The following is a 20,053-nucleotide window of genomic DNA, read 5'->3' on the forward strand; positions in this document are numbered from 1 at the left end:
GGGAGCTTAGGGAGAATAGGGAGCAATACCGGGCGTCTCCGCACACGCTCGCGCAAGCGCGCTCGCACACGCGCACGCACACCTGCACCAGACCCTCCGAAATCGCTCCCTAAGCTCCCCATTGCTCCCGACCCCCTGCAAATCCTAGAGTTCCGCCCCCGCGCCCCAAGGGTGGCCCGCCGGAGATTGCTCCCTCGGCTGGCGATTGCTCCCTAGCGACCGCGTCACAGGCCCATCTCCGGCGCATCGACGCCCTGAAGCAGGTCGAGGCCACTCCAGAACAGCACCGAGACCTTGACCGTGCGGAAGCCCCGGTCCTTCATCCGCCGGGAGAAGCCGTTCTGCTTCAGGGGCTCGACACCGTTGCGCTTGCACCAGTCCTCGTACCGCTCGTACAGGTCGGCGGTCTTTACGCGCTTGCCGGCCTCGGCCACGGTCTCGCTGTCGAGGAACTCGCCCAGCGGGTCGCTGTCGGCCTTGTATTCCGCGACGGCGTCGAGGATCTCCTGCGGCGGGTTCAGCCCCTGCTCGTGCCACTCCTTCAGCCCGTCGAGCATCCAGTTCAGGATGCCGTCGCGCTCCGTCCACAGCGTCTCGCCGAGGCGCTTGTCGCGCTCCGCCGCCGGGATGGTGACCGGGAAGCCCACGAGATGGATGCGGCCCCAGATGCCGGGGTCGAGCCCCCGCACCTCCGGCTTATGGTTGGTGCTCATGATGGGTACGAACTGCGGCCGGAACTCAAACGGGTCGCGGTTGAGCCTGCGCGTCTCGATGGGCTCGCCGCCCGTCGTTTCCTTGACCATGCTCTCGTCCAGGCGCGAGCCCTTCTTCGGCTCCGACATGAACACCACCCGCACGCCCGGCAGCTTGGCGAGCGACGGTCTCGGCCCGTCGGCCCGCACGTGACCATCGTCGAGGAACAGCCCCACCGGCACCGTGGCGGCATAGTCGCCATAGACCCGGCGCAGCACGTCCACCAGCGTGGATTTGCCGTTGCGCCCAGTGCCAAAGAACACCACGAAGACGTGCTCGTCGGCCCGGCCGGTAAGGCGGTACCCGAACAGGCGTTGCAGGTACTTCCGCACAGGCTCACTCGGCTGGATGCGTTCGAGGAACGTCTTGAAGCGCGGGCAGTCGGCCCCCGGTCTATAGCTGGCCGCGACGCGGCGCGTGATCAGATCCGCGCGCCGGCTCGACCGGCGCCGGGCCGACCAGGGCGGCGGATCGGAGCAACCGTCCGCCGCTTGCCCCGCGTCCGCCTCAACCGGGGAGAGGTCGAGCGTCCCGTTCTCGACCGTCAGCAGCCAGGGGTGCGCGTCCATCGCCTGCATGGGCTTGGCAAGATCGGGCTTTGCCATGTCGAGCATGGCCGTGATCTTGCCGGCGTTGCCCGATTGAAGGGCGTGCCGCTGGGCGGCCTTCAGGCTGTCTTCCCAGGCTTTGATGCGCTCCCGACGCAGCATTTTGCGGATGGTCTCGTCGGTCTCGCCTTCTTCCTCCGGCGAAGGTGGCGGCGGCCCCTCCTTCCTCAGGGCCTCGACCTCGTCGTACATCTTGGCCTGGGTCCACTGGCAACGCCGCACACCCTCCAGCTCGCCCAGCTCGAAGGCAAAGCGGCCTCCGTCCTCCCGACTGTCCCCGTCCCAGCAGACCCAGCCCATCCCGTCCACGTAGACGAGGTCGGCGCCGAAACGCTTGATCAGCCGGGCGGCGTTGCCGGTGTCGTTGCGCTCGAAGTCGGCAAGGTGCCGATCATCGGGCGGGTCACCACCCTCTTCGCGCTCCGGCGGTCCGGGCGGGGAACCGCCCGGCGGCGTCGCGACCGGCTCAGCGTTGTGGATGCTGTCGCGCAGGTCGGCGATGGCGTCGCGCATGTCGTCGGGGATCCGCGCGTCATCCGGCATGACCACCCCCGCTGCACAAAGCGACTAGTTGCTCTTCGCTGGCAGCCCGCCCACATAATTGCGCCCGATTGCCCGCACCACGGCAGCCGTCAGAGCAGCCCCTGCCCAGGCCAGCGCGCCAGACGGCAAGCCGCCCGAAGGGCCACTCTTGGGGGAAGGGGTGCGGGGAAGGGCGGAGAGGCCGCCGCCTGGGCTGCGCTCCCCTTCCGGCCGGTTGGCGCGGCGTCAAGGCGTCTCTCCCTGTGCCTGGAACTTGTCGGTTTCGTTGCCCCACGCTTCCCAGCCGGGCCACGCCTGCCGGGCGAACAGCTCGCAAGCCGGGCCGTGGGGGACGAGGCGGCGCGCCTTGGCGTACTGCTCGTCGGGCTTCCGGCTGTGCTCACGCGCCAGCGCCTCGATGGCGAGCGGCTCGCCGTCCTCGAAGTGGTGGGTTTCGATCAGGCCGCGCTCGGACGTGCAGCCCGGCCCGTAGGGCGGGGAGCCCATGCGGCCGAGCAGGAAGAACTCGGTGCACTCGCGCAGCACGTAGCCCGGCCCGAAGGCCCGCTTCCCGTGCTTGGTGGTCTTCAGCCACGGGCCGCCGGTCACGTAGGTGAAGCCCCACGCGTCCATGGTCTCCCAGGCCAGACGCGCCATAGCCCACGTGCCCCACAGCCAGAGCAGGCAGCCATCGGGGTGGGCGAGCTGCCGCACCGGCATGGCCTTGATCGCCGGCAGCGGCATGCACCGATAGTGCTTCTGGGGCGCCTTGCCCTCACCCTTTGGGCTGCGCAGAGCGAATTCCCACGCCGGGTCGGCCATGATCAACCGATAGCGCTGCGGCACCAGAGGCGCGAACAGCCACTCGGACGGACGCCACGCGTCTGCAGGCGGCGCCGCACCGCCCGGCGCAACCTTCACCTTCGGCAGGTCATCGAACAGGAGGGGAACGGGGAGGGAAGGTTCGGACTTGGTCGAACTTGTCACGCGACCGCCCTCCCCATCTCGCGCGCGACCGCCCGCCGCTCCGCGGCGGCGATGGTACGGCGGATGCGGGCGGCATAGGTCGGGGTCTCGACGAGCACCGGCCACATGAGGTCGTAGACATCGCCCCAGCGCCAGCGGTAGGCACGGGCCGCCTTGCTCGGCTTGTGACCGAGCAGACGGCGCAGGTCGCGCACGGCCTTTGCCGCCCCGCGCTCCGGGTCGAACTGGTGGACCTGGGAGGCAACTTGATAGATCCACTGCCGCGCCAGAACCTGCGCCTCAGCTTCGGTCATGGTCGAGTTCGTCATGCGGCCTGATCCCTCGTCCGCACCACGTGCTTGACCACCCGCCCACGGCCCTGCCCCAGGCCGGCGCAGACGGCGGCGATGGTCTCCGGCTTCGAGCGCCCCGCGCCGAGCAGGATCACTTCGCGGATGCCCTCCGGCACCGACACGCGCCCCATGGCGGCCACCGTGCCCGCCACCCAAACCGGGAACTCCGGGGTTGCCAGCCGCGCCCGCAGCCCTTCGAGGATCCCGCTTACCAGCAGCAGCGTGGCCGCACCCTGCTGGCCTCGACCGAGACGCACCGCCGCCCCTTCCCAGGCGCCCAGCAGGCCGCGCGGGGGCACCACCTCACCCGTACCGGGGTCGTAGAAGTCGGCGCGGCTGCCGTCGCGGCGCAGCCAGTAAGCCAGCACCGCGACAATCTCCGGCCGCTCGCCACGGTCCGGCCAGCGCGCCATACCGGCGACGAGCGCGGGCGTGGTGCCCAGGCAGACGGGATCGCCGCCCGGCCCCGGCCACAGCCGGTCGAGCGCCGGCACATAGCCGAGCCAAGGCCCAACCGCCGCCGGGTCGATGCCCTCGCCGCGCAGGAAGTCGGCGGCGGGCGTCCCGTCCAGCGGCTGCCGCGCTTGCCAGATCGCCCGCGCGTGACCGATCAGCGCGCCACGGTCGCCGGCCGAGGCCTGCGGTGGGGCGGAGCGACCGGGCCGCACATAGCGCGGGCGCCCCTGCTGGCGCGGCGGCTGCGGCTCCGGCGGGTCACGCGGCTGCAAGACGCCAGCCTCCAGGGCGCTGATCAGCGTCTTCTCGTCGCGCTGCCGCTTGGCCGGCTCGACGCCGTCCCAGGTCAGCATGGCGGCGCGCAGATGCAGCTCGGCCACGTCGCGCGGCAGGGCGCCGGAACCGACGAGGCGGCCCAGCGTGAAAGCGCTCTCGTTCAGCGTCTGATTCCGCGTTCCCGGAGGGGCGGCGCGGACCTTCAGGCATTCCTCTTCCAGGGCCTTGCGCACATAGGCGGACACGCGGTCGGCCTTCGGCGGAGCGGCGGCGCGGGAGGCTTTCGGCGGGGCGATGCCGATGCGCTTGCTCAGCCAGTCCGGCAGGTCCTTGCCGTCGAGGTGCTGGCGCAGCCATTCGAGGTCGTCGGCGGCGCCGAACAGCAGACGCAGCAGCCAATCCGGCGCCTTGGCGATGGTCGCGGTCTTTGGGTCGGAGGTCCACTCGTACCGCCGACCATTCGGATGGATGGATGGCGCCACCAGGATGTACCCGCCGTCGCCGCGCGTATCGAGCCCCGGCCCCAGCCGCTTGCGCGCCGAGTTCGGCACCGGCCGCCCCGGATACTGGAACAGCCAATGCTGCCCGCCGCTCGGAGTCATCTGCCCCAACGTCGCCGGCAACGGCTCGCCGAACAGCTCTTCCAGAAGCGCGATGGTGGCGAAGCCGTCCTCGCCCGTCTCCGCCTTCACGTCGGCGTCGAGCGCCCACCAGCCGGACGCCTCGCCCGCCGCCGCCGAGACGTTGGCGGTCGGCCACTGCGCCCAGAACTTCCGAATCCAGAAGGGCGACCTCTTGGCTTCCTTGACGCCGTGCTCGAACAACCCCTCCTTCTTGACCGGCATCTTGCCCCGCTCTGCGCAGGGGAAGACCGCGAAGCCACGCTCCGCATAGGCGAGCGCCGCTTCCACCAACTCGGGGCCGGGGACTTCGGTCATGGCCGAACCTCCCGAAGCGGGCCGAGCAGCGCGACGGCGACGACGGACAAGGCCAGCACAGCCATCAGCACGGGCAGCAGGAAAGGCATGACACAGCGGTCGAGCCGTCCACGAGCGGGAACGGGAGCGCTCATGCCGAAGCCCTCACCTCGACCGGCTGCGCCGCCGGCATCGACATGCCCACCGTGCCGACCAGCAGCAGCGGATCTGACACGGACACCTGCCGGAAGCCCAGCCGGATGAACGTGCTCGGTCGGCCGGACCGGGCGATGATGAAGTCGCCGGTGCTGCCCGCCTGAGCGATGGCGTCAAGACGGGCGCGCAGAAGCGCCATGCCGACACCGATGCCCTGCCACGCCGGCAACACAGCCCCATAGGCCAGCTCCCAGCCGTGGCCGGAGCACCAGGCCGGACGGTAGCCGCCGACGCCGATCACCGCGCCGTCCGCAAGCGCGACGAGGAAGCGGGCGCGGTCGCGGATGACCGAGTACACGCCGTCGTACACCTGATCGAAGAGGGCCGGAGACAGGAAGCGCTCCGGCAGAGTGCCGTCGCTGCGGCGGTGCGCCGCCTGGATCACCTCGACCACCTGCTCGTGCAGGCGCGCCGGAGCGTCGGCCATGACCAGCGGCCGGACCGTGAAGGCGTCACCCATGGGACACCTCTGCGGCTTCCGCCAGCGCAAGCACGTCGTCGGTGAGCGTGAAGAACCCGAGCATGCCACGGCACGGAATGGGCGTGACGAAGGCCACCGGATTGGCGAGCACGAACCCGTACTCTCCGACGAACCAAGGGCTCGTGACCGGCGCCTGCGGCGAGTCTTCGATACACCCGACGATGTCCACCTTACCGACGAGGTGCCCGCCGAACGGGCGCACCATGTCCATGGTCACTTTCGGCGCACCGAACCGCTCGGCCAAAGGACCGGCATAGTGCATGTCTTCCAACGCCTCGACCGTGCGCCACCACTTCGAGGCGTGCAGATAGACGGTCCCACGGAAGCGCGTCGGCCAGTCGCGGTTTTCGACGTCCTTCCCACCGTGGAGGATGAACCACCACCACGGCGAGCGGACACTGAGGGCCTTTACAGGGCGAGACATGGCCGCACCTCACCCGAGCAGGTCGGCGGCCCGGCCGCGCATCCGCGCGGCGAGCGCCCGGTTCGTCGCGGCGAGCGAGCCGAGCCCCAGGCCGTCGAGGCAGGCGGCGCACCGCTCCGCCTCCCCGGCGACAGCGAACAGGCCGCGCACTCCGCGGCGCTCGAACAGGTCGCGGGCATCGGTGGCCGTGCGCTTCGCGGCCAGCACCTTGGCGAAGCGTGTCACGGTGACCACATCGCCGGAGGAAAGCCCGTTCGCGGGCAGCACCATCACGGTCATGACCGATCCTCCAGAAGTTCCGACGCCATCGCGGCCCGCGCGGCGTGGGTAGGGTTGGGGGGAAAGAGCGACGGCTCCGCCGAGGCCGCCGGCTTGCCGCGCGGGGGCACCACGGCGGCGGTCTGCGCCAGCTCGGCCGCGCTCAGCGCGTCGAGGCTGCCGGAGCCGGCGAGGTAAGCAGTCGCCGCGTTGAGCAGGGCTCGCTCGGTGGGCGTGTGCACCCGGTCGCGCGCGACCACGACCGCAGCCTTCAGCCGCGCGCGGTCCGTTTCCGCGCCCCGGCCAAGCCGCACCTGGGCAGCGGCGAACAGCAGCATGGTTTCAGGGGTGAGGGCGCGAGGCTCGCCGTACTGCATGGCCTCGCCCTCACGCCGGCTCGCGGTGCGCCAACTCGGGCACTGCGGCGATGACATCGGCTTCCAAGCGGTCGAGCGAAGCCCGCGCCTCGGCGATCTCCCGCAGCACGTCGCGCCCTTCGCTGGCGGTGATCGCAGAACCACCGGCACCGTCCGGCCGCAGGGCTTGGCGCAGCTCTCCGGCCACGTCGCCCACTTCGGACATGACCTCGCTCAGCCGCGCCATGGGGTGCTGCGGATCGACAGCGGCGACCGCCGCCCTGCGCATCAGCACCCGGTAATGCTGGTAGAAGGGCGCCTGCGCCCCGGCGGCGATGCAGGCGAGGTCGAGCGCCTGCGCCTGATGCAGCGGGATGCGGTGGCCGTCATCGTCCGGATCGCCCCAAAACCTCACCAGACGCGCGCTCTTGCCGGTGGCGCGCGCCGCTCCCTCGTCGCCGAGGATCGCCAGCGCCTGCGTGGCCGCATCCTCGACCGTCAGCGGAGGCCGTTGCTTCGTCATCGTCCGAACCCTTGCGAGCGATTGAACAAGACGGCTTGCTCTCGCGCTAGGATACTCGCCCCATGCCGAGACACAGCCGAAACACCGAAGGCCAGCGCCACCACGATCCACAGGGCGAGTGCTGCGAGCGCGGCCAGCAGCACAAGGCCCAGGTCGGGTTGGTGGGGATTCCGCAGCGCCATGGCGGCCTACCCCCCGCGGCGGCTACCATCGGCGCCGTGCGACCGATGGAGCGATGCGATGGACGAGACGGAGCCGGGCGCGCTGTCCCCGGAGGGGCGGCAGATCGTCGAGGCGATGGAGGCGATCACCGGCCGGATGGGCGCGCAGATCGCCGCGCTGACGGCGCTCTGCGCCGTGCTGGCGCGCGAGCTGGCGGCGAGTGGCGCCGGCCTGGAACGGGTCGAAGGGGCCGTTGCCGACACGCTGAAGCTGCTGCCGGCCGGCGGGCGACAGGACGCGGCGGCGGTCATCGAGACTGTCCTTGCGGCGCTTCGGGCGCACGAACCGCGGACGGCGCACTGACGGGCGACGACGTCTTAGCGAGCGACGCGAGCAGTTCGCGGAGCCGGCTGGCGCCGGGCGTCTCGGACAACGGCGTGTGGAGGTCGGCCATGCTCGGCGCCTCCCTACTCGGCCGCATGCACAGCGGCGCATTCGCAGCTGTTGCCGTGCGCCGCCATGTAGGCTTCCGCCTTTTCGATCACCGTCAGCGTGATGCCGGCCCCGGAGGTCAGCCGCTTCAGGAACTTGTGGTCGCCAACGGCTTCGGTCCCGAAGCGGGCGGCGGACATGCCCGACGAGTTGAGGAACGCCTCAACGCGGGCACGAAATGCGTCACGAGTGTTCATGACGGGCGATGCTGGGATATTTTTACCCCTTTCGCAAGGGTAATTTTATCCGTTTGGGTGAGCGCCTAGGCTGGGTAAACTTCCCCAATGACTTCCGACATCGCCCAACAGACTGATCTGGCGCGCGAAATCCAACGAAGGATGAAAGCGCTGAAGCTCACCATCGCGGAGCTGGAAAGGCGAGCGGGAGTGCCCGCCGGCCGGGTCAAAAATATCCTGCTGGGCAAGTCGAAGAACCCGCGCACCGACACGATTCGGAAGATCGCTAAGGCTCTCGGCTGTGCGGCGAGCGATCTGACGGGCGAAGATGAATCGGGAGAGAACATCACCACCTCGCCGGATCTGCCACCCGAACCGCACCCGCGCGATGATGGAGGGGCAGAGCCCAACGGCACCATGCCTATCACCGAACTGGATGTGCGCGCGAGCGCCGGCCCAGGCGCACTAGTTGAGGCGGAGAACCCCACGCATATCTGGCGCGTGCCGCAGGATGTGATTCGCTCCTACACGCCGGCACCAGCGTCGGATCTGAAGATCATCACCGTGTTCGGCGACTCGATGGAACCGTCGCTCATGCCAGGGCAGCGGGTCATGGTTGACACGGCCGACACCACCCCGTCGCCGCCCGGCATCTTCGTCGTTTGGGACGGGCTGGCGCTCGTCATCAAGCGCGTACAGGTGGTTGCGCATTCCGATCCTTTGCGGGTCGTGATCAGCTCCGACAATCCTCGCTACCAGCCTTACGAGCGGACGCTCGCCGAGGCGCACATCCGTGGCCGCGTCATCGGCGGCTGGAAATGGATGTAGGTCAGAACGGGTAATTTTATCCGAAAGCTGTTGACAGGGTATTTTTACCCCGTATAGGCTCGGTCTCGCCTATCCGGTCGGGGTATTTCGACCGGATGCGTTTCCTCCCTTAGCCTTCCCGGCGGGTGCGTCCCACCCGCCGGGGCTTTCACGGAGACCGACCAATGCGCCACGCACCGACCGCCAAGACCAAGCACCCCGCCATCGTCCGCCGCATGGCCGACGCCATCGTCCAGGCCACTGAGGGGCGCGGCTCGTGCAGCATCGCCGACCTGCGCAACGCCGGCTTCACTACTGACGAAATCACGCAGCACGGCGAAGCGGCCCGCGACGCGGCTGCCGAGCGGCTCCGCCACTTCGCCGAGGCAGCGTGAGGCATCACCGCCGGGGCTTCGGCCCCGGCGACGGCTGCCCGAGCGGGTGAGGCTTCGCCCCTTCCGGTAGCCGCCGCAGTGGCGGTGAGGGCGCCGGCCCCTTGTCCGGCAATCACGCGCATGTTCCGACCCGAGAGCAGGCCAGCCGGCGGCACTGGCTGGCCTGCACCCGCGCGGCTGCGTCGAGCGGACGAGCGCCATGCTCTGCGGCAACGACAAAGCAACTAGTTGCTCTTCGCAGGATGCCCCAGGAGTGGTCTCCGGCCCTGCGCGGGCACGGACGGTGCGGACAACCTACCCGCCGTGTCCCTGCCGCGAATGTGGAACCGAGTACACGCCCCGTCACCTTCAGCAGGAATTCTGTTCGCCGCCCTGCCAGAAGGCATGGATGAACCGCGCGATGACGCGCGGCATGGCCGCCTATGAGCTGCTGATGCAGTGGCGCACCGGCGGGCGGCGCAGCCGCAGCCTGATCAGTGCCTTGAGCGCCATGGTCCGCGACTGGCGGTACGACGACCAGGCCGCCGGCCGCGTCTACCGCGCCCGCATCTACAACCCGTTCACCGGCCGGCGCGCAGCGCCGCCGCAGAAGTGAGGCCAGCAATGCCGCTCGACCTCCCACCTACCGAAGCTCTTGCCGTACCACCCTCAGTTATAGACGCCTTGCGGCAGGCCGCCTGTCTGTCCGACGAGGCACGCGAGCGGTCGGTTGGCGGGCAGGATCTTGACCACCGCGCCCGCGTGCAGCTCGACCGCATGGCAGCGCTGCTGCCGGCCGACTCCATCACGCTGCCGAAGTCCGACCGAAACGGCTGGCCGGCGGCCTACACGCGTGACGACGGAGACCTTCGGGCAACCCTCAAGGCGATGCCGGCGGGCTGGCGCATCGTCCAGTACCGGTACGAGCCGGTAAGCGGGCGCGGATGGCGATGGCTCGCCACTCTGCGCGCCCCGGATGACTCCCGATGCGTGTTCGAGGCCAGAACCATCTGCAACGCGGCCCTGCGCGCCCTGCTCGCTGCCGTTGCCGGCCTGCTGCTCAATCAGCAGCCGCCCCCGGCGGACTGATCAGCAATCGACCGTTTGATGCCGCATTCAAAGGGCGCTTGGAAGCCAGTCCTAGTCGCTATGGACCCCGGAGGTTCCGGCCTGAAAGTCATTCGGTGACGCAGCAACCTTTCTCCAGAATTCTTTCATCGGAGCCGTCAATGCATCCTTCCCATAGAGCGCAAAATACTTCGACATGGCTCGATAGATCCAAAACTTGGCAACTGGATCTGTTATCACAATATGCTGTGGCTGATCAGCGTTATAATGCTTCAGCCAGTCGCGCTCCCTATTCATTACACTTACAATATCCCTTTCAGGGGACTGCAGCTGACCAAATAATTTTCTTTTGGCCTCAGCAAACACATAATCCTTTTGCGGCTGAGGCAATGCGCCTTCCGCTGCCCCGCACAAAGTCGCTACGCATGCATAATTCCCCTGAAAGTACAAATAGATTGCAGCCTCAATATGCAAAGCGGCGGCGACTTTCTTGTCAAATATCACGGCAGCGCTCCGCTTCTATACTGACTTGTGGTTCGCATCCACTATCGCGCATTCACAAGGTCGGTCAAGCCCAGGCGCTGCGCAAACGGAACCGTCAGCTTTGCGCTCTTTCAGTCCGCGTCAACATGCTGCACCGCGGCAAGGAGCGGGGCATACGGCTGCTTTCAGTCCTATCACGCTGCACCGCAATCACCACGCGCCGCTAACCGTGCTTTTGACGCCCAACCAGTAGACCCACAGATGACCGCCAAGCTGGCCGACATTGCCGGACTGCCCTTCTGGCCTCGCTTCCTCAGTCGCGAGCAGGCCGCCGCCTACCTCGGCGTGTCGGCCAGCACCTTCGACGAGGAAGTCACCGCCGGGATCTGGCCGCCCGGCGTGCGGCGCGGCGCCCGAGAGGGCCGCATCACTTGGGATCGCGTCGCCCTCGACCGAGCCGTTGACAACGGCCCGTTCGCGTCGATGAATCAGACGGCGGAGGATGACGACTATGAACGGCGACGCGCGGCCCACGAAGCCAAAAGGCATAAACACCGTCAAGCGCACGCTCGCTGACGGCACAGTCCGCGTCTACCACTACGACCGGAAGAGCGGCCAGCCCATCGACGGCGAGCCGGGAACCCCGGAGTTCGACGCCAGCCTTCGCCGCGCCCGCCGCGCCGGACGCCCCCGCAGGGGCAAGATGAAGGCGCCCGAGTCCGCCTGGAAGATCATCGCGAAAGCCTATCAGGAGAGCCCTGAGTACAAGGCGCTCGTGCCCAAGACGCGGCAGGATCGTGACCGCATGATCGGTGAGATCATCGACAAGTTCGAGTTCCAGACGGTCGGCGATCTGGGCAAGCGGCGGGTCCGGGAAGACTTCTACAACTGGCGCAACGAGATGGCCGACACGCCGGCCAAGGCCGACAAGATGATGGGCCTGCTGTCACTGTTGCTCCAGTTTGCGTACGACCGCGGAACGGTGGACGTGAACCACGCCGCCCGAATCAAGCGCCTGACCGGCCACGGCACGCGCAAGGACATCATCGTCACCGCCGACCAAGAGGCTAAGCTGCTGGCCGCCGCCTCGCCCCACCTCGGCCGGGCCATGCGCTTTGCCATGCTGACGGCGATGCGGCAAGGCGACATGTGCCGCATCACGCGCGATCAGGTCCGCGACGGATGGCTGCACTACACGCCGTCGAAGACAGCCAAGAGCACTGCCGCCCAGGTGTGGCTGCCGGTGTTCGCACTGCCGCCGCTGAAGGAGCTGATCGACGAGCTGCTCGCCCTACCGGATTGCGGCACTCTGCTGCCCTGGGACGGCGAGCGCGGCTATCGCGCACTCGAACCCGGCAACATCGACTTCCAGTGGCGGAAGCTTCGCGACAAGGTGCTCGGGCCGCAGACGGACCTGCACTGGCACGACCAGCGCGGCACCGCGATCACCCGCCTGTTCGAAGCGGAATGCACCGACGCCGAGGTCTCATCCATCTCCGGCCACGCCGGACGATCCGAGACCAGCCTGCGCGACTACCAAGCGCGAACCAAGAAGCTGGCACTGTCTGCCTTCACCAAGCTGGCGCGGTCCATGGCGCAGCCGGTCGTCGGCAACGTGGTGGCGCTGGCTCGATAGGCCGCTACCAGACCGCTAGTGGTGCGCACCAGACGGACCGGTACGTATGTAGCTCGGCGCAGACCCCGGAGCGCCTTGGGTCTGTCGATATGCAAACGGTACGATCTGTCTGGTTCAGTGCACTAGCTTTGTGCACCGCTCGCCCTCATGAAGATCAGACTGCTTATCTCAACTTGAGGAACGCGCATCAGCCCAGACAAGCAGAGAGATGACAGGACGTGGCTTCATAATTGGAAGCCACGTCATATTATCTTCTAGCCAGCCTCGCCTTGACGCGAAACGACCCTAGGCTTCTGAGCTGGCAAGAAGCGCGCACGACCCTGCTTCCGCACATAATCGTGGTAAACTGGATTGAACAGGAAGTTTACCACCACAAGCGGAATACTAAACCGCCTTGCAATAGCGTCCTTTGAGAGTGTGCCAGCGACAAGATCTTTCATCATGATCTCGCGAAACTCAAATGGACAGAGAAGCTCCATTGCAGCGATAAGCGCTGCATCTTCTGTTACCTTCTGTTCGCAAGATTCTTCGCTGTCGAAAAAGCGGTCGCTCATCAAGCGTTCCGCCAGATCAATGAGATGATGCCTGTCCGACACACGCGTTGCAGGCAGGTCAACCCAAATCAGCTGGCACAGCTCCTTACATACGACAAAATTCCTCCACTCTTCGGAGAGGTCTTCAAGATAGTGGACATCCGCAACAGTTGTAGCATCAGCGTACACGCCTGCGCTGTAAGTCCACACCTTAACAAAGCCAACAATGATCCCATCAGGCGCCGCCGGAAATGGCACAAACTGCACCTGATCAACGAGAGTTTCCCCAAGGATAGCTTCGGTGATCACATTCAGATCGTACGGATGGAAGCGGTATCCATCACGTTTATCAACACCATCCAAAATGCGATCAACACGCTTATACAAAAGCTCCGACACCGGGGACCTCGGCCAAAAGAGAAGGGCGGATCAGATGATCCGCCCTTCATACGCGATCCCAAACCGCCTGTCTACGCTGGCAAGTTAAATAGGATCAAAGGCTGTCAACCCCGAATTCGTAGCGGACCTTGGGAGGCGGCCACGAAGCATGGCGGCGCGAGCGATCATCCGCAACCGCATCGTGGATCCGGTTCGCATCGGCGAAGAACTTGTCGACGGTATCTTCCGAGCCTGGGGTCACGAAGAACTTGATGTCGATCAATCCACGCGCCTTCATGTCCTCAAACCGGGCGAGAAACTTGTCCTGCTCGGTCATAGCAACCTCCCAAAAATAGCATAAGCATGCGCGCGACTGGACAGCCGCAAGCGCGAGAAGCGTCGGAAATCGGGGCGGCAACACCGCTTTCCGGCGCCGAGGACGTAGGTGGATAATGCGCACGCACCCACAAACGAGTCAACCCGCATACGAAAAAAGGCTTGACGTGGCGACAAAATATCTCACCACACCAGATTGCGAGCGAACTCGAATAAGTTGATACCACATTTGCGCATCTGCTCCTTCCTAAAAGTGGGACACCATGCGGCGATGCATAGAGCCCTTTCCGTGTCAAGAGATACAATTCTGTGGATAACTCTGTGGATATCGACAAGCTGTGGGCACGTAAAGGGAACATTGTAGGGAGATCGCGCGTACCCTGCACGCCGAGCCAAGGCGACTCCGTTCAGCAAATCGGCATGGGGGAGTGCGTTCAGACGCGTTAACTGAGCCGTTTGCAAAACTTTGCAAAACGGCAGAAAAATCCAACAAGATCAATATCATTGGATTTCAGTGGCACAGGCGCACGGTGCCGTTCAGCGTCAGGCCGGAATGCGGCACCCACAGCGTTCCCAGCCAGCGCTTGGCCTGCGTGCCGCGCCACGGCAGCTCGTCGGGGCCGACGTAGTCGCTGCTGGCGAACTCCTCGATGGAGAGCAGCTGGCTCCACTGCTTCCAGCCGACCACGGCGTAGCGCTGGCCGTCGTCCGGCACGTCGGAGGCGCCCAGCAGCTCGAACGCCTCCAGCACCTTGCTCCTGGTCAGGCCGTCGGCGGCGGTGCCGGCGAAGACGGTGGACTTGTCCAGTTCGGCGATGATCAGCTCGTCGGTCTTGCGGCCCAGCGCGTAGGCGCCGGCGTTGGCGATGACCTGCCGCTCGTCGATGTTAGTCTTCAGCTCGTCCAGCTTGTCGACCCAGTCGCCGGCGTAGTAGTCGGCGAGCAGGCACTCCACCGGCTCGTGGTCGAGGTTCATGACCGGCACGGCGCCGTGCCGCGCCTTCACCATGGCGGTGCCCTTGCCGACCTTCTGGAAGACGGTCGAGGCACCCTGGACATTGTTCTTGCTGCGCACCGTGTTGCGCAGCTTGGAGCCCATGCGCTGGTAGGATTCGTGGACTTCGCGCTCGAACTGCTTGACGAAGGCCTGGGCGACCGATGTGGACATAGGAATACGCTCCTTCCGGACGAAGAGGGATGGGCATGTCGGGAGGTGCGCACCCGCCCCATCGGTTGTCGGCGCGCGTGGGCCCACGCGCCCGGCCGCGGGCGTGCGCAAAAAGAAAAGGCCGGCGGGCCCTCACGGGTTGTCCAGCCGGCCTTTCCCAGGGTGCATCGGGGGATGCGGAAGCGTCGCGGACCGGGGTGGAGGGGAGACGCACCTCGGGCCTTGACGAGAACATATGTAGAACGATCACCGCCCCGCGTCAAGGAAAAAATTCCAATCTTGCCGTCTGCAATGTCACGGGTGGCGCTGTAGGATTCCTCGCGCGGTGCGGTTATGCTGGTGCTTGCCGCCCCCGCCCACATCCGCCGCCAGCCACCATGACCCCGGCCCCATGAATCGCCGCCGCCCCCTCGTCCTGCTGGTCCTGGCCGCGCTGCTGCCGCTGGTCGTGCTGTCGGCCACGCTGAGCACCGCCTGGCTGATGCACCTGCAGGACGAGATGCGCGACGGCGCCTTCGAGCAGGTGGACCGCGTGGCCGCCCTGCTCGACCGCGAACTGGCGGCGCAGATCGAGGTGCTGCGGGCCCTGGCGCAGTCGCCGCTGCTCGACGGCGCGGTCGATGAGGCCGCCTTCGCCACGCTGGCCGAGCGCGTCCGCCAGGGCCGCCCGCTGTGGCGCCGGGTCAGCCTCAGCGACCCGGAGGGCAACCGGCTGGTCGACGTTCCCGGCCCGGTCGGCGGCCGGATGGGCAAGGTGGTGGAGCCGGACAGCCACGCGCGCATCGTCCAGACGCGGCGCCCGGTGATCGGCCCCATCGTGCGCGGACCGCGCCACACCGCCTTCGCCATCCGGGTGCCGGTGCAGCGCGGCGACCGGCTGCCCTACGTGCTGTCGGCGGTGGTGATGCCGGACGGCGTGCGCGGGCTGCTGGACCACGGCCTGCCGCCGGGCTGGGTCGCCGCGGTGGTCGATTCCGAGGGCCTCGTGGTGGCGACCAGCCGTGGCGGCAACCCCGACCACATCGGCCGCAAGGCCAGCGACGGCGCCCTGGCGGCGCGGGCGGCCGCCGCCAAGGGGCTGTACGACGGCCCGAACACCATCAACGGCCACGCCACCAAGGTTGCCTACCGCGTGCTGCCCGACAGCTTCTGGTCGGTGCACGTCGGCATCCCGCGCGACATGTACACGGCGCCGTTCGTCCGCGCGGTGTGGCTGCTGGCCGGCGGCGCGGTGCTCAGCCTGCTTCTGGTCGCCAGCTTCCTCTGGCTGCTGGCGCGCGAGATGCGCACCCGCCGCGCCGAGGAGGCGGCGCTGGAGGAAGGCCGCCGCATGGAGGCGCTGGGCCGCATGACCGGCGGCGTCGCGCACGACTTCAACAACCTGCTGATGATCGCCCAGGGCGGGGCGGAGTCCATCCGGAACCGGCCGCACGACACGGAGAGGGTCGTCCGCTACGCCGACGCCATCCTCACCGCCGTGCAGCGCGGCGAGGCGCTGACCCGCCAGCTGCTCGCCTTCGCCCGGCGCAGCCCGCAGGAGCCGGTCAGCTTCCTGCTGCAGGACCGGGCGGACGAGCTGCTGACGCTGCTCTCGCGCTCGACCCGCGCCGACATCGCCGTCACGCTGGCGGTCCCGGCCGAGCTCTGGCCGATCTTCGCCGACCCCGACGGGCTGGAGGTGGCGCTGGTCAATCTGGCGGTGAACGCCCGCGACGCCATGCCCGGCGGCGGCCGGCTGGACATCGACGCCGAGAACGTCACCCTGGCCGGCGGGCGCCGCGTCGCGGGCCTCGGCGGCGATCCCCTCGGCGGCGACTATGTGGTGGTGCGCGTGCGCGACACCGGGACCGGCATCCGCGCCGAGGACCTCGGCCGCATCTTCGAGCCGTTCTACACCACCAAGGCGGTCGGCAAGGGCACCGGCCTGGGCCTCAGCCAAGTGATGGGCTACGCCCGCCAGTCCGGCGGCGCGGTGACGGCGGACAGCCGGCTGGGCGAGGGCACCACCTTCACGCTCTACCTGCCGCGCGCGGTGCAGCCGCCGGTCCGCCCGGCGCGGCGCACCGACGAGACCGTTTCCGACGACGCCGGCCGCATCCTGCTGGTCGAGGACAACCCCGAGGTCGCCCGCGCCGCCGAGGGCATGCTGGCCGCCGCCGGCCACCGCGTCACCTGGGCGCCGAGCGGCCCGGCGGCGCTGGCGCGCATCGACGCCGGCGAAGCCTTCGACGCGGTGCTGTCCGACATCGTCATGGAGGGCGGCCTGTCCGGCCTGGAGCTGGCGCAGCGCCTGCGCGAGCGCCGTCCGGCGCTGCCCATCGTGCTGATGACCGGCTACAGCGAGGCGCTGGCCGCGGGCGTGCCCGACGGCCTGTCGGTGCTCAGCAAGCCCTTCGGGCAGGCGGAGGCGCTGGCGGCGCTGCGGTCCGCGCGGGCGAACGCCCGGCGGGAGACAATGGGAACGGCGTAGCGGACATTCTTGCCCTCCCCCGCCCCCGGCGGGGGAGGGTTGGGTGGGGGCAGCGGCGCACACGAGAAACAACGCCTGCCAGTCCCGCCGTAGCCCCCACCCTTCCCGCTGCGCGGGCCCCTTCCGTCCCCCCGCCGGGCGTGGGGAGGGAGGTCTACGCCGTCTGCTTCAGCCGCACCGCCAGCAGGTCGCCGGCCTCCTTGGCCGGGGCCGGGCGTCCGGTCAGCCAGCCCTGGACGGTCAGGCAGTTGTGATGGCGCAAGAAGGCGGCCTGCTCCGGCCGCTCGACGCCTTCGGCGACCACGTCCAGGTCCAGCATGCCCGCCATGGCGATGATGGTGGAGACGATGCCGCAGTCCTCGCGCCCGCCCGGCACCCCGGCGACGAACGAGCGGTCGATCTTCAGCGTGCTCAAGGGCAGCCGCTTCAGGTAGCTGAGCGAGGAGTAGCCGGTGCCGAAATCGTCCACCGCCACCCGGATGCCCACCGCCTTGAGGCCGGCCAGCACCGACAGCGCGTGATCGAAGTCCTGCACCACCGCGCCCTCGGTGATCTCGACCTCGATCAGCCCCGGCGGCAGGCCGTGCCGGGAGATGGTGGCGAGGACATCCACCGCGGTGCGCTGGCGCAGCTGGCGCGGCGAGATGTTGACCGCCACCGGCACCGGTGCCAACCCGTGGTCCAGCCACGCGCGCTGCTGCCGGCAGGCCTCCTCCAGCACCCAGTCGCCGAGCTGGACGATGAAGCCGGTCTCCTCGGCCACCGGGATGAACTCGCCGGGCGACACCACGCCGTGCCCCGGCCGCTCCCAGCGCAGCAGCGCCTCGAAGCCCTTCAGCGCGTGGTCGGCCAGCGACACCTTGGGCTGGTAGAACAGCCGGAACTCCCCGGCCGCCAGCGCCGCGCGCAGGTCGCGGTCGAGCGCCAGATGCCGGCGCGCCTGGTCGGCCATCTCGCGCCGGAAGAAGGCCCAGCGCTTGCCGCCCTGCCGCTTGGCGGCGTACAGCGCGGTGTCGGCGGCGCGCATCAGCTCGGCCGCGTCGTCGGCGTGGTCGGGGAACAGCGCGATGCCGATCGACGGCCGCACGTAGTGCCCGGCCCCGTCCAGGTCGACCGGGTCGTCGAACGCGGCCAGCACGGTGCGGGCGAGGGCGGCGGCGTGCTCGGGCTCCGGCAGGCGGTCGAGCAGCACCGCGAAGTCGTCGGCGCCGATACGCCCCACCACGTCGACGCCGGATACCGTGGCCTGGATGCGCGCCGCCACCTCGATCAGCAGCCGCTCGCCGGCCTGATGGCCCAGCGTGTCGGTGATCAGCTTGAAGCGCGACAGGTCGAGGCACAGCACGCCGAACCGCGTGCCGTCGCGCCGCGCCTCCGCCACCGCGGCCTCCAGCAGGGACTCGATCATCGCGCGGTTGGGCAGGCCGGTCAGCCGGTCGCGGGTGGCGAGGCGCAGCAGCTCGCGCTCGTGCTTGAGGCGCTGGGTGACGTCGGCCAGCACGGCGATGGTGCTGCGCCGGCCGTGCACGTCGAGGCTGGAGATCGCCAGCGACGCCTCGATCCGCGCTCCGGCGCGCTCGATGCCCAGCGCCGGCTCCTGCACCGAGGCACCGCCGCGCATCCCGGCGGCGAGCAGCGCCGCCACCCGCCCGCGCTCGGCCTCGGCGAACAGCGCGGCGAACGGCGCGCCGTCGAGGTCGGGGCGGCCGAACAGGGCTTCGGCGGCGGGGTTGTGCTCCTCGACGGTGCCGTCGTCGGCGACCAGCACGATGGCCTCGCCGACGTTGCGCATGATGCCGGTCAGCCGCTCGTCATGGTCGATCAGCCGCGCCATGCGCTCGGCCACCAGCCCCGACGCCGGCCACGCCAGCGCCAGCGCGCCCGCGACGAAGAGGAGAAACGGGAAAACGCCGTGCTGCAGCAGCACATAGGCCGGACCCGCCGCCGCGAGGCAGCCGATCAGGCTGAACAGAGCCAGCCAGCGGATCTTCCGACGCAGAACCATACACCGCCGCGGGGGACCGGTTAGCTTCCTGCTGCGGAACCTGCCGCTTTCATTTCAAATTAGCAACATCGAATCCCGACGGGGTGAAATGAAGTCGCGGAGGTGTCTGCGCCGGCCCCCACCCAGCCCTCCCCCCGCGGCGTTGGGGGAGGTCGGGAGGGGGGACCCGGCGCGAGAAACGCAGCTCACCGCCCCCCGGGATACAGCCTCTGGAAGCCCTCGGTCACCCGCGCCACCACGCCGGGATCGCGGTCGCGCCAGTAGCGCGGGTCGCGCATCAGGGTGTGCAGCTCGGTCTCGCCGCCCTCGGCCGGGGCGTCGCCGCGGGCCAGGGCCGAGGGCTCGGAGCCGGTCATCATGCGGTACAGCGCCATCACCCCCTCATAGGTGGTGGACAGCCCCTCCACCGCCGGGGCCGGCAGGTTCTTCGCCGCCCAGGCGAGCAGCTGGCGCGACACCGCCCGCCACTTCTCGTCGCCGCCGAAGTGCTGGACGAGGCGCTGCACCTCGCGGTCGGCCTGGAACTCGGCGACCAGCTCCTGGATCAACGGCATCAGCCGCTCGGCGGCGAGGTCGTAGACCAGCTGCGCCTGCGCCGGCGCGAAGCCGGCAGCGTGCAGGCGGGCGTTGACCTCCGGGCACGGCTCGAACAGGCCGTGGTCGCAGGCGATGGCGTACCCGTCCGGGGACGCGGGGGCGGGGACGGCGCCGCCGGCCGCCAGCCGGCGCTCCAGCTCCTGGTACGACTTCACCAGGGCATCGACGCGCACGGCGCCGGTCTGCGGGTCGAGGAACTTGTCCGGCACACCCGTCGGCGCGGCGGTGGAGGCGGTCAGCAGATTGTCGGCCATGGGGA

At 68.6% G+C, this 20,053-nt stretch carries 23 protein-coding genes and 1 pseudogene; 8 read left to right on the forward strand and 16 right to left on the reverse strand.

Features of this window, described 5'->3' with window-relative positions:
• Nucleotides 1–224 precede the first annotated feature (224 nt).
• The 9 genes from ACRWK7_RS12815 to ACRWK7_RS12855 form a co-directional block, all read right to left on the reverse strand.
• Nucleotides 225–1,904 (reverse strand): DNA primase family protein, encoded by a 1,680-nt coding sequence (locus ACRWK7_RS12815; RefSeq protein WP_431856617.1) that lies wholly within the window; start codon nucleotides 1,902–1,904, stop codon nucleotides 225–227.
• Between the two features lie 225 nt (nucleotides 1,905–2,129).
• Nucleotides 2,130–2,870, reverse strand: coding sequence for an MT-A70 family methyltransferase (locus ACRWK7_RS12820; RefSeq protein WP_431856618.1), 741 nt, complete (start codon nucleotides 2,868–2,870; stop codon nucleotides 2,130–2,132).
• Nucleotides 2,867–3,178, reverse strand: a complete 312-nt coding sequence (locus tag ACRWK7_RS12825) for a hypothetical protein (protein ID WP_431856619.1) — start codon at nucleotides 3,176–3,178, stop codon at nucleotides 2,867–2,869. Before ACRWK7_RS12825 ends, ACRWK7_RS12820 begins: the two co-directional genes overlap by 4 nt.
• Entirely contained in the window at nucleotides 3,175–4,872 is a 1,698-nt protein-coding gene (locus ACRWK7_RS12830) for a bifunctional DNA primase/polymerase (protein ID WP_431856620.1), read from the reverse strand. Before ACRWK7_RS12830 ends, ACRWK7_RS12825 begins: the two co-directional genes overlap by 4 nt.
• A 130-nt stretch (nucleotides 4,873–5,002) precedes the next feature.
• Nucleotides 5,003–5,527, reverse strand: a complete 525-nt coding sequence (locus tag ACRWK7_RS12835) for a GNAT family N-acetyltransferase (protein ID WP_431856621.1) — start codon at nucleotides 5,525–5,527, stop codon at nucleotides 5,003–5,005.
• A complete protein-coding gene (locus ACRWK7_RS12840; protein ID WP_431856622.1) occupies nucleotides 5,520–5,972 on the reverse strand; it encodes a hypothetical protein in 453 nt (150 codons plus the stop codon). Before ACRWK7_RS12840 ends, ACRWK7_RS12835 begins: the two co-directional genes overlap by 8 nt.
• Before the next feature lie 9 nt (nucleotides 5,973–5,981).
• Nucleotides 5,982–6,251: a hypothetical protein gene (locus tag ACRWK7_RS12845; protein ID WP_431856624.1), complete on the reverse strand. Its 270-nt coding sequence runs from the start codon at nucleotides 6,249–6,251 to the stop codon at nucleotides 5,982–5,984.
• Nucleotides 6,248–6,607 (reverse strand): hypothetical protein, encoded by a 360-nt coding sequence (locus ACRWK7_RS12850; protein ID WP_431856625.1) that lies wholly within the window; start codon nucleotides 6,605–6,607, stop codon nucleotides 6,248–6,250. The genes ACRWK7_RS12845 and ACRWK7_RS12850 overlap by 4 nt, the downstream gene beginning before the upstream one ends.
• A 10-nt stretch (nucleotides 6,608–6,617) precedes the next feature.
• Nucleotides 6,618–7,109, reverse strand: coding sequence for a phage regulatory CII family protein (locus ACRWK7_RS12855; protein ID WP_431856626.1), 492 nt, complete (start codon nucleotides 7,107–7,109; stop codon nucleotides 6,618–6,620).
• 240 nt (nucleotides 7,110–7,349) lie between these two features.
• On the opposite strand from ACRWK7_RS12855, the gene ACRWK7_RS12860 reads away from it, so the two are divergent.
• On the forward strand, nucleotides 7,350–7,634 hold the full coding sequence (locus ACRWK7_RS12860; protein WP_431856627.1) for a hypothetical protein: 285 nt from the start codon (nucleotides 7,350–7,352) through the stop codon (nucleotides 7,632–7,634).
• A gap of 104 nt (nucleotides 7,635–7,738) precedes the next feature.
• Here ACRWK7_RS12860 and ACRWK7_RS12865 read toward each other — a convergent pair whose 3' ends face one another.
• Complete coding sequence (locus tag ACRWK7_RS12865; RefSeq protein ID WP_431856628.1) at nucleotides 7,739–7,960, reverse strand: hypothetical protein; 222 nt, start codon at nucleotides 7,958–7,960, stop codon at nucleotides 7,739–7,741.
• Between the two features lie 87 nt (nucleotides 7,961–8,047).
• Here ACRWK7_RS12865 and ACRWK7_RS12870 point away from each other — a divergent pair, with 87 nt between their 5' ends.
• From ACRWK7_RS12870 to ACRWK7_RS12885, 4 genes are all read left to right on the forward strand, one after another.
• Nucleotides 8,048–8,767 (forward strand): LexA family transcriptional regulator, encoded by a 720-nt coding sequence (locus ACRWK7_RS12870; RefSeq protein WP_431856629.1) that lies wholly within the window; start codon nucleotides 8,048–8,050, stop codon nucleotides 8,765–8,767.
• Between the two features lie 164 nt (nucleotides 8,768–8,931).
• Nucleotides 8,932–9,141: a hypothetical protein gene (locus ACRWK7_RS12875; RefSeq protein ID WP_431856630.1), complete on the forward strand. Its 210-nt coding sequence runs from the start codon at nucleotides 8,932–8,934 to the stop codon at nucleotides 9,139–9,141.
• A 388-nt stretch (nucleotides 9,142–9,529) separates the two neighbouring features.
• Nucleotides 9,530–9,736 carry a hypothetical protein gene (locus ACRWK7_RS12880; RefSeq protein WP_431856631.1) on the forward strand — a complete coding sequence of 69 codons (207 nt, stop codon included), beginning with the start codon at nucleotides 9,530–9,532 and terminating at the stop codon, nucleotides 9,734–9,736.
• A gap of 8 nt (nucleotides 9,737–9,744) precedes the next feature.
• Nucleotides 9,745–10,209 carry a hypothetical protein gene (locus ACRWK7_RS12885; protein ID WP_431856632.1) on the forward strand — a complete coding sequence of 155 codons (465 nt, stop codon included), beginning with the start codon at nucleotides 9,745–9,747 and terminating at the stop codon, nucleotides 10,207–10,209.
• Between the two features lie 51 nt (nucleotides 10,210–10,260).
• Here the strand turns inward: ACRWK7_RS12885 and ACRWK7_RS12890 are convergent, their stop codons facing one another.
• Nucleotides 10,261–10,692, reverse strand: coding sequence for a hypothetical protein (locus ACRWK7_RS12890; protein WP_431856633.1), 432 nt, complete (start codon nucleotides 10,690–10,692; stop codon nucleotides 10,261–10,263).
• Nucleotides 10,693–10,932: 240 nt separating this feature from the next.
• On the opposite strand from ACRWK7_RS12890, the gene ACRWK7_RS12895 reads away from it, so the two are divergent.
• The gene (locus tag ACRWK7_RS12895; protein WP_431856634.1) at nucleotides 10,933–11,247 is read left to right on the forward strand and encodes a helix-turn-helix transcriptional regulator; all 315 of its coding nucleotides are present in this window, start codon (nucleotides 10,933–10,935) and stop codon (nucleotides 11,245–11,247) included.
• On the forward strand, nucleotides 11,183–12,307 hold the full coding sequence (locus tag ACRWK7_RS12900) for a tyrosine-type recombinase/integrase (protein ID WP_431856635.1): 1,125 nt from the start codon (nucleotides 11,183–11,185) through the stop codon (nucleotides 12,305–12,307). Before ACRWK7_RS12895 ends, ACRWK7_RS12900 begins: the two co-directional genes overlap by 65 nt.
• 254 nt (nucleotides 12,308–12,561) lie before the next feature.
• Here ACRWK7_RS12900 and ACRWK7_RS12905 read toward each other — a convergent pair whose 3' ends face one another.
• From ACRWK7_RS12905 to ACRWK7_RS12915, 3 genes and pseudogenes are all read right to left on the reverse strand, one after another.
• The gene (locus ACRWK7_RS12905; protein WP_431856636.1) at nucleotides 12,562–13,239 is read right to left on the reverse strand and encodes a hypothetical protein; all 678 of its coding nucleotides are present in this window, start codon (nucleotides 13,237–13,239) and stop codon (nucleotides 12,562–12,564) included.
• 94 nt (nucleotides 13,240–13,333) lie between these two features.
• On the reverse strand, nucleotides 13,334–13,555 hold the full coding sequence (locus ACRWK7_RS12910; protein WP_431856637.1) for a hypothetical protein: 222 nt from the start codon (nucleotides 13,553–13,555) through the stop codon (nucleotides 13,334–13,336).
• A gap of 513 nt (nucleotides 13,556–14,068) precedes the next feature.
• Nucleotides 14,069–14,722: pseudogene (locus tag ACRWK7_RS12915) on the reverse strand (phage capsid protein); the annotation flags it as partial.
• 391 nt (nucleotides 14,723–15,113) lie between these two features.
• Between ACRWK7_RS12915 and ACRWK7_RS12920 the strand changes: the two are divergent.
• The gene (locus tag ACRWK7_RS12920; protein WP_431856638.1) at nucleotides 15,114–17,192 is read left to right on the forward strand and encodes an ATP-binding protein; all 2,079 of its coding nucleotides are present in this window, start codon (nucleotides 15,114–15,116) and stop codon (nucleotides 17,190–17,192) included.
• Between the two features lie 154 nt (nucleotides 17,193–17,346).
• On the opposite strand, the gene ACRWK7_RS12925 is transcribed toward ACRWK7_RS12920, so the two are convergent.
• Entirely contained in the window at nucleotides 17,347–19,197 is a 1,851-nt protein-coding gene (locus tag ACRWK7_RS12925; protein WP_431856640.1) for a putative bifunctional diguanylate cyclase/phosphodiesterase, read from the reverse strand.
• Nucleotides 19,198–19,382: 185 nt separating this feature from the next.
• Nucleotides 19,383–20,048, reverse strand: coding sequence for a capsid assembly protein (locus ACRWK7_RS12930; protein WP_431856641.1), 666 nt, complete (start codon nucleotides 20,046–20,048; stop codon nucleotides 19,383–19,385).
• Nucleotides 20,049–20,053 lie beyond the last annotated feature (5 nt).

It is taken from the genome of Azospirillum sp., assembly GCF_050789165.1.

What these genes read in the sequence shown, in the direction of transcription:
- ACRWK7_RS12815 (WP_431856617.1), bottom strand. Translation starts at nt 1,904, where the DNA reads ATGCCGGATGACGCGCGGATCCCCGACGACATGCGCGACGCCATCGCC.
- ACRWK7_RS12825 (WP_431856619.1), bottom strand. Translation starts at nt 3,178, where the DNA reads ATGACGAACTCGACCATGACCGAAGCTGAGGCGCAGGTTCTGGCGCGG.
- ACRWK7_RS12830 (WP_431856620.1), bottom strand. Translation starts at nt 4,872, where the DNA reads ATGACCGAAGTCCCCGGCCCCGAGTTGGTGGAAGCGGCGCTCGCCTAT.
- ACRWK7_RS12835 (WP_431856621.1), bottom strand. Translation starts at nt 5,527, where the DNA reads ATGGGTGACGCCTTCACGGTCCGGCCGCTGGTCATGGCCGACGCTCCG.
- ACRWK7_RS12840 (WP_431856622.1), bottom strand. Translation starts at nt 5,972, where the DNA reads ATGTCTCGCCCTGTAAAGGCCCTCAGTGTCCGCTCGCCGTGGTGGTGG.
- ACRWK7_RS12845 (WP_431856624.1), bottom strand. Translation starts at nt 6,251, where the DNA reads ATGACCGTGATGGTGCTGCCCGCGAACGGGCTTTCCTCCGGCGATGTG.
- ACRWK7_RS12850 (WP_431856625.1), bottom strand. Translation starts at nt 6,607, where the DNA reads ATGCAGTACGGCGAGCCTCGCGCCCTCACCCCTGAAACCATGCTGCTG.
- ACRWK7_RS12855 (WP_431856626.1), bottom strand. Translation starts at nt 7,109, where the DNA reads ATGACGAAGCAACGGCCTCCGCTGACGGTCGAGGATGCGGCCACGCAG.
- ACRWK7_RS12860 (WP_431856627.1), top strand. Translation starts at nt 7,350, where the DNA reads ATGGACGAGACGGAGCCGGGCGCGCTGTCCCCGGAGGGGCGGCAGATC.
- ACRWK7_RS12865 (WP_431856628.1), bottom strand. Translation starts at nt 7,960, where the DNA reads ATGAACACTCGTGACGCATTTCGTGCCCGCGTTGAGGCGTTCCTCAAC.
- ACRWK7_RS12870 (WP_431856629.1), top strand. Translation starts at nt 8,048, where the DNA reads ATGACTTCCGACATCGCCCAACAGACTGATCTGGCGCGCGAAATCCAA.
- ACRWK7_RS12875 (WP_431856630.1), top strand. Translation starts at nt 8,932, where the DNA reads ATGCGCCACGCACCGACCGCCAAGACCAAGCACCCCGCCATCGTCCGC.
- ACRWK7_RS12880 (WP_431856631.1), top strand. Translation starts at nt 9,530, where the DNA reads ATGAACCGCGCGATGACGCGCGGCATGGCCGCCTATGAGCTGCTGATG.
- ACRWK7_RS12885 (WP_431856632.1), top strand. Translation starts at nt 9,745, where the DNA reads ATGCCGCTCGACCTCCCACCTACCGAAGCTCTTGCCGTACCACCCTCA.
- ACRWK7_RS12895 (WP_431856634.1), top strand. Translation starts at nt 10,933, where the DNA reads ATGACCGCCAAGCTGGCCGACATTGCCGGACTGCCCTTCTGGCCTCGC.
- ACRWK7_RS12900 (WP_431856635.1), top strand. Translation starts at nt 11,183, where the DNA reads ATGAACGGCGACGCGCGGCCCACGAAGCCAAAAGGCATAAACACCGTC.
- ACRWK7_RS12910 (WP_431856637.1), bottom strand. Translation starts at nt 13,555, where the DNA reads ATGACCGAGCAGGACAAGTTTCTCGCCCGGTTTGAGGACATGAAGGCG.
- ACRWK7_RS12920 (WP_431856638.1), top strand. Translation starts at nt 15,114, where the DNA reads ATGAATCGCCGCCGCCCCCTCGTCCTGCTGGTCCTGGCCGCGCTGCTG.
- ACRWK7_RS12925 (WP_431856640.1), bottom strand. Translation starts at nt 19,197, where the DNA reads ATGGTTCTGCGTCGGAAGATCCGCTGGCTGGCTCTGTTCAGCCTGATC.
- ACRWK7_RS12930 (WP_431856641.1), bottom strand. Translation starts at nt 20,048, where the DNA reads ATGGCCGACAATCTGCTGACCGCCTCCACCGCCGCGCCGACGGGTGTG.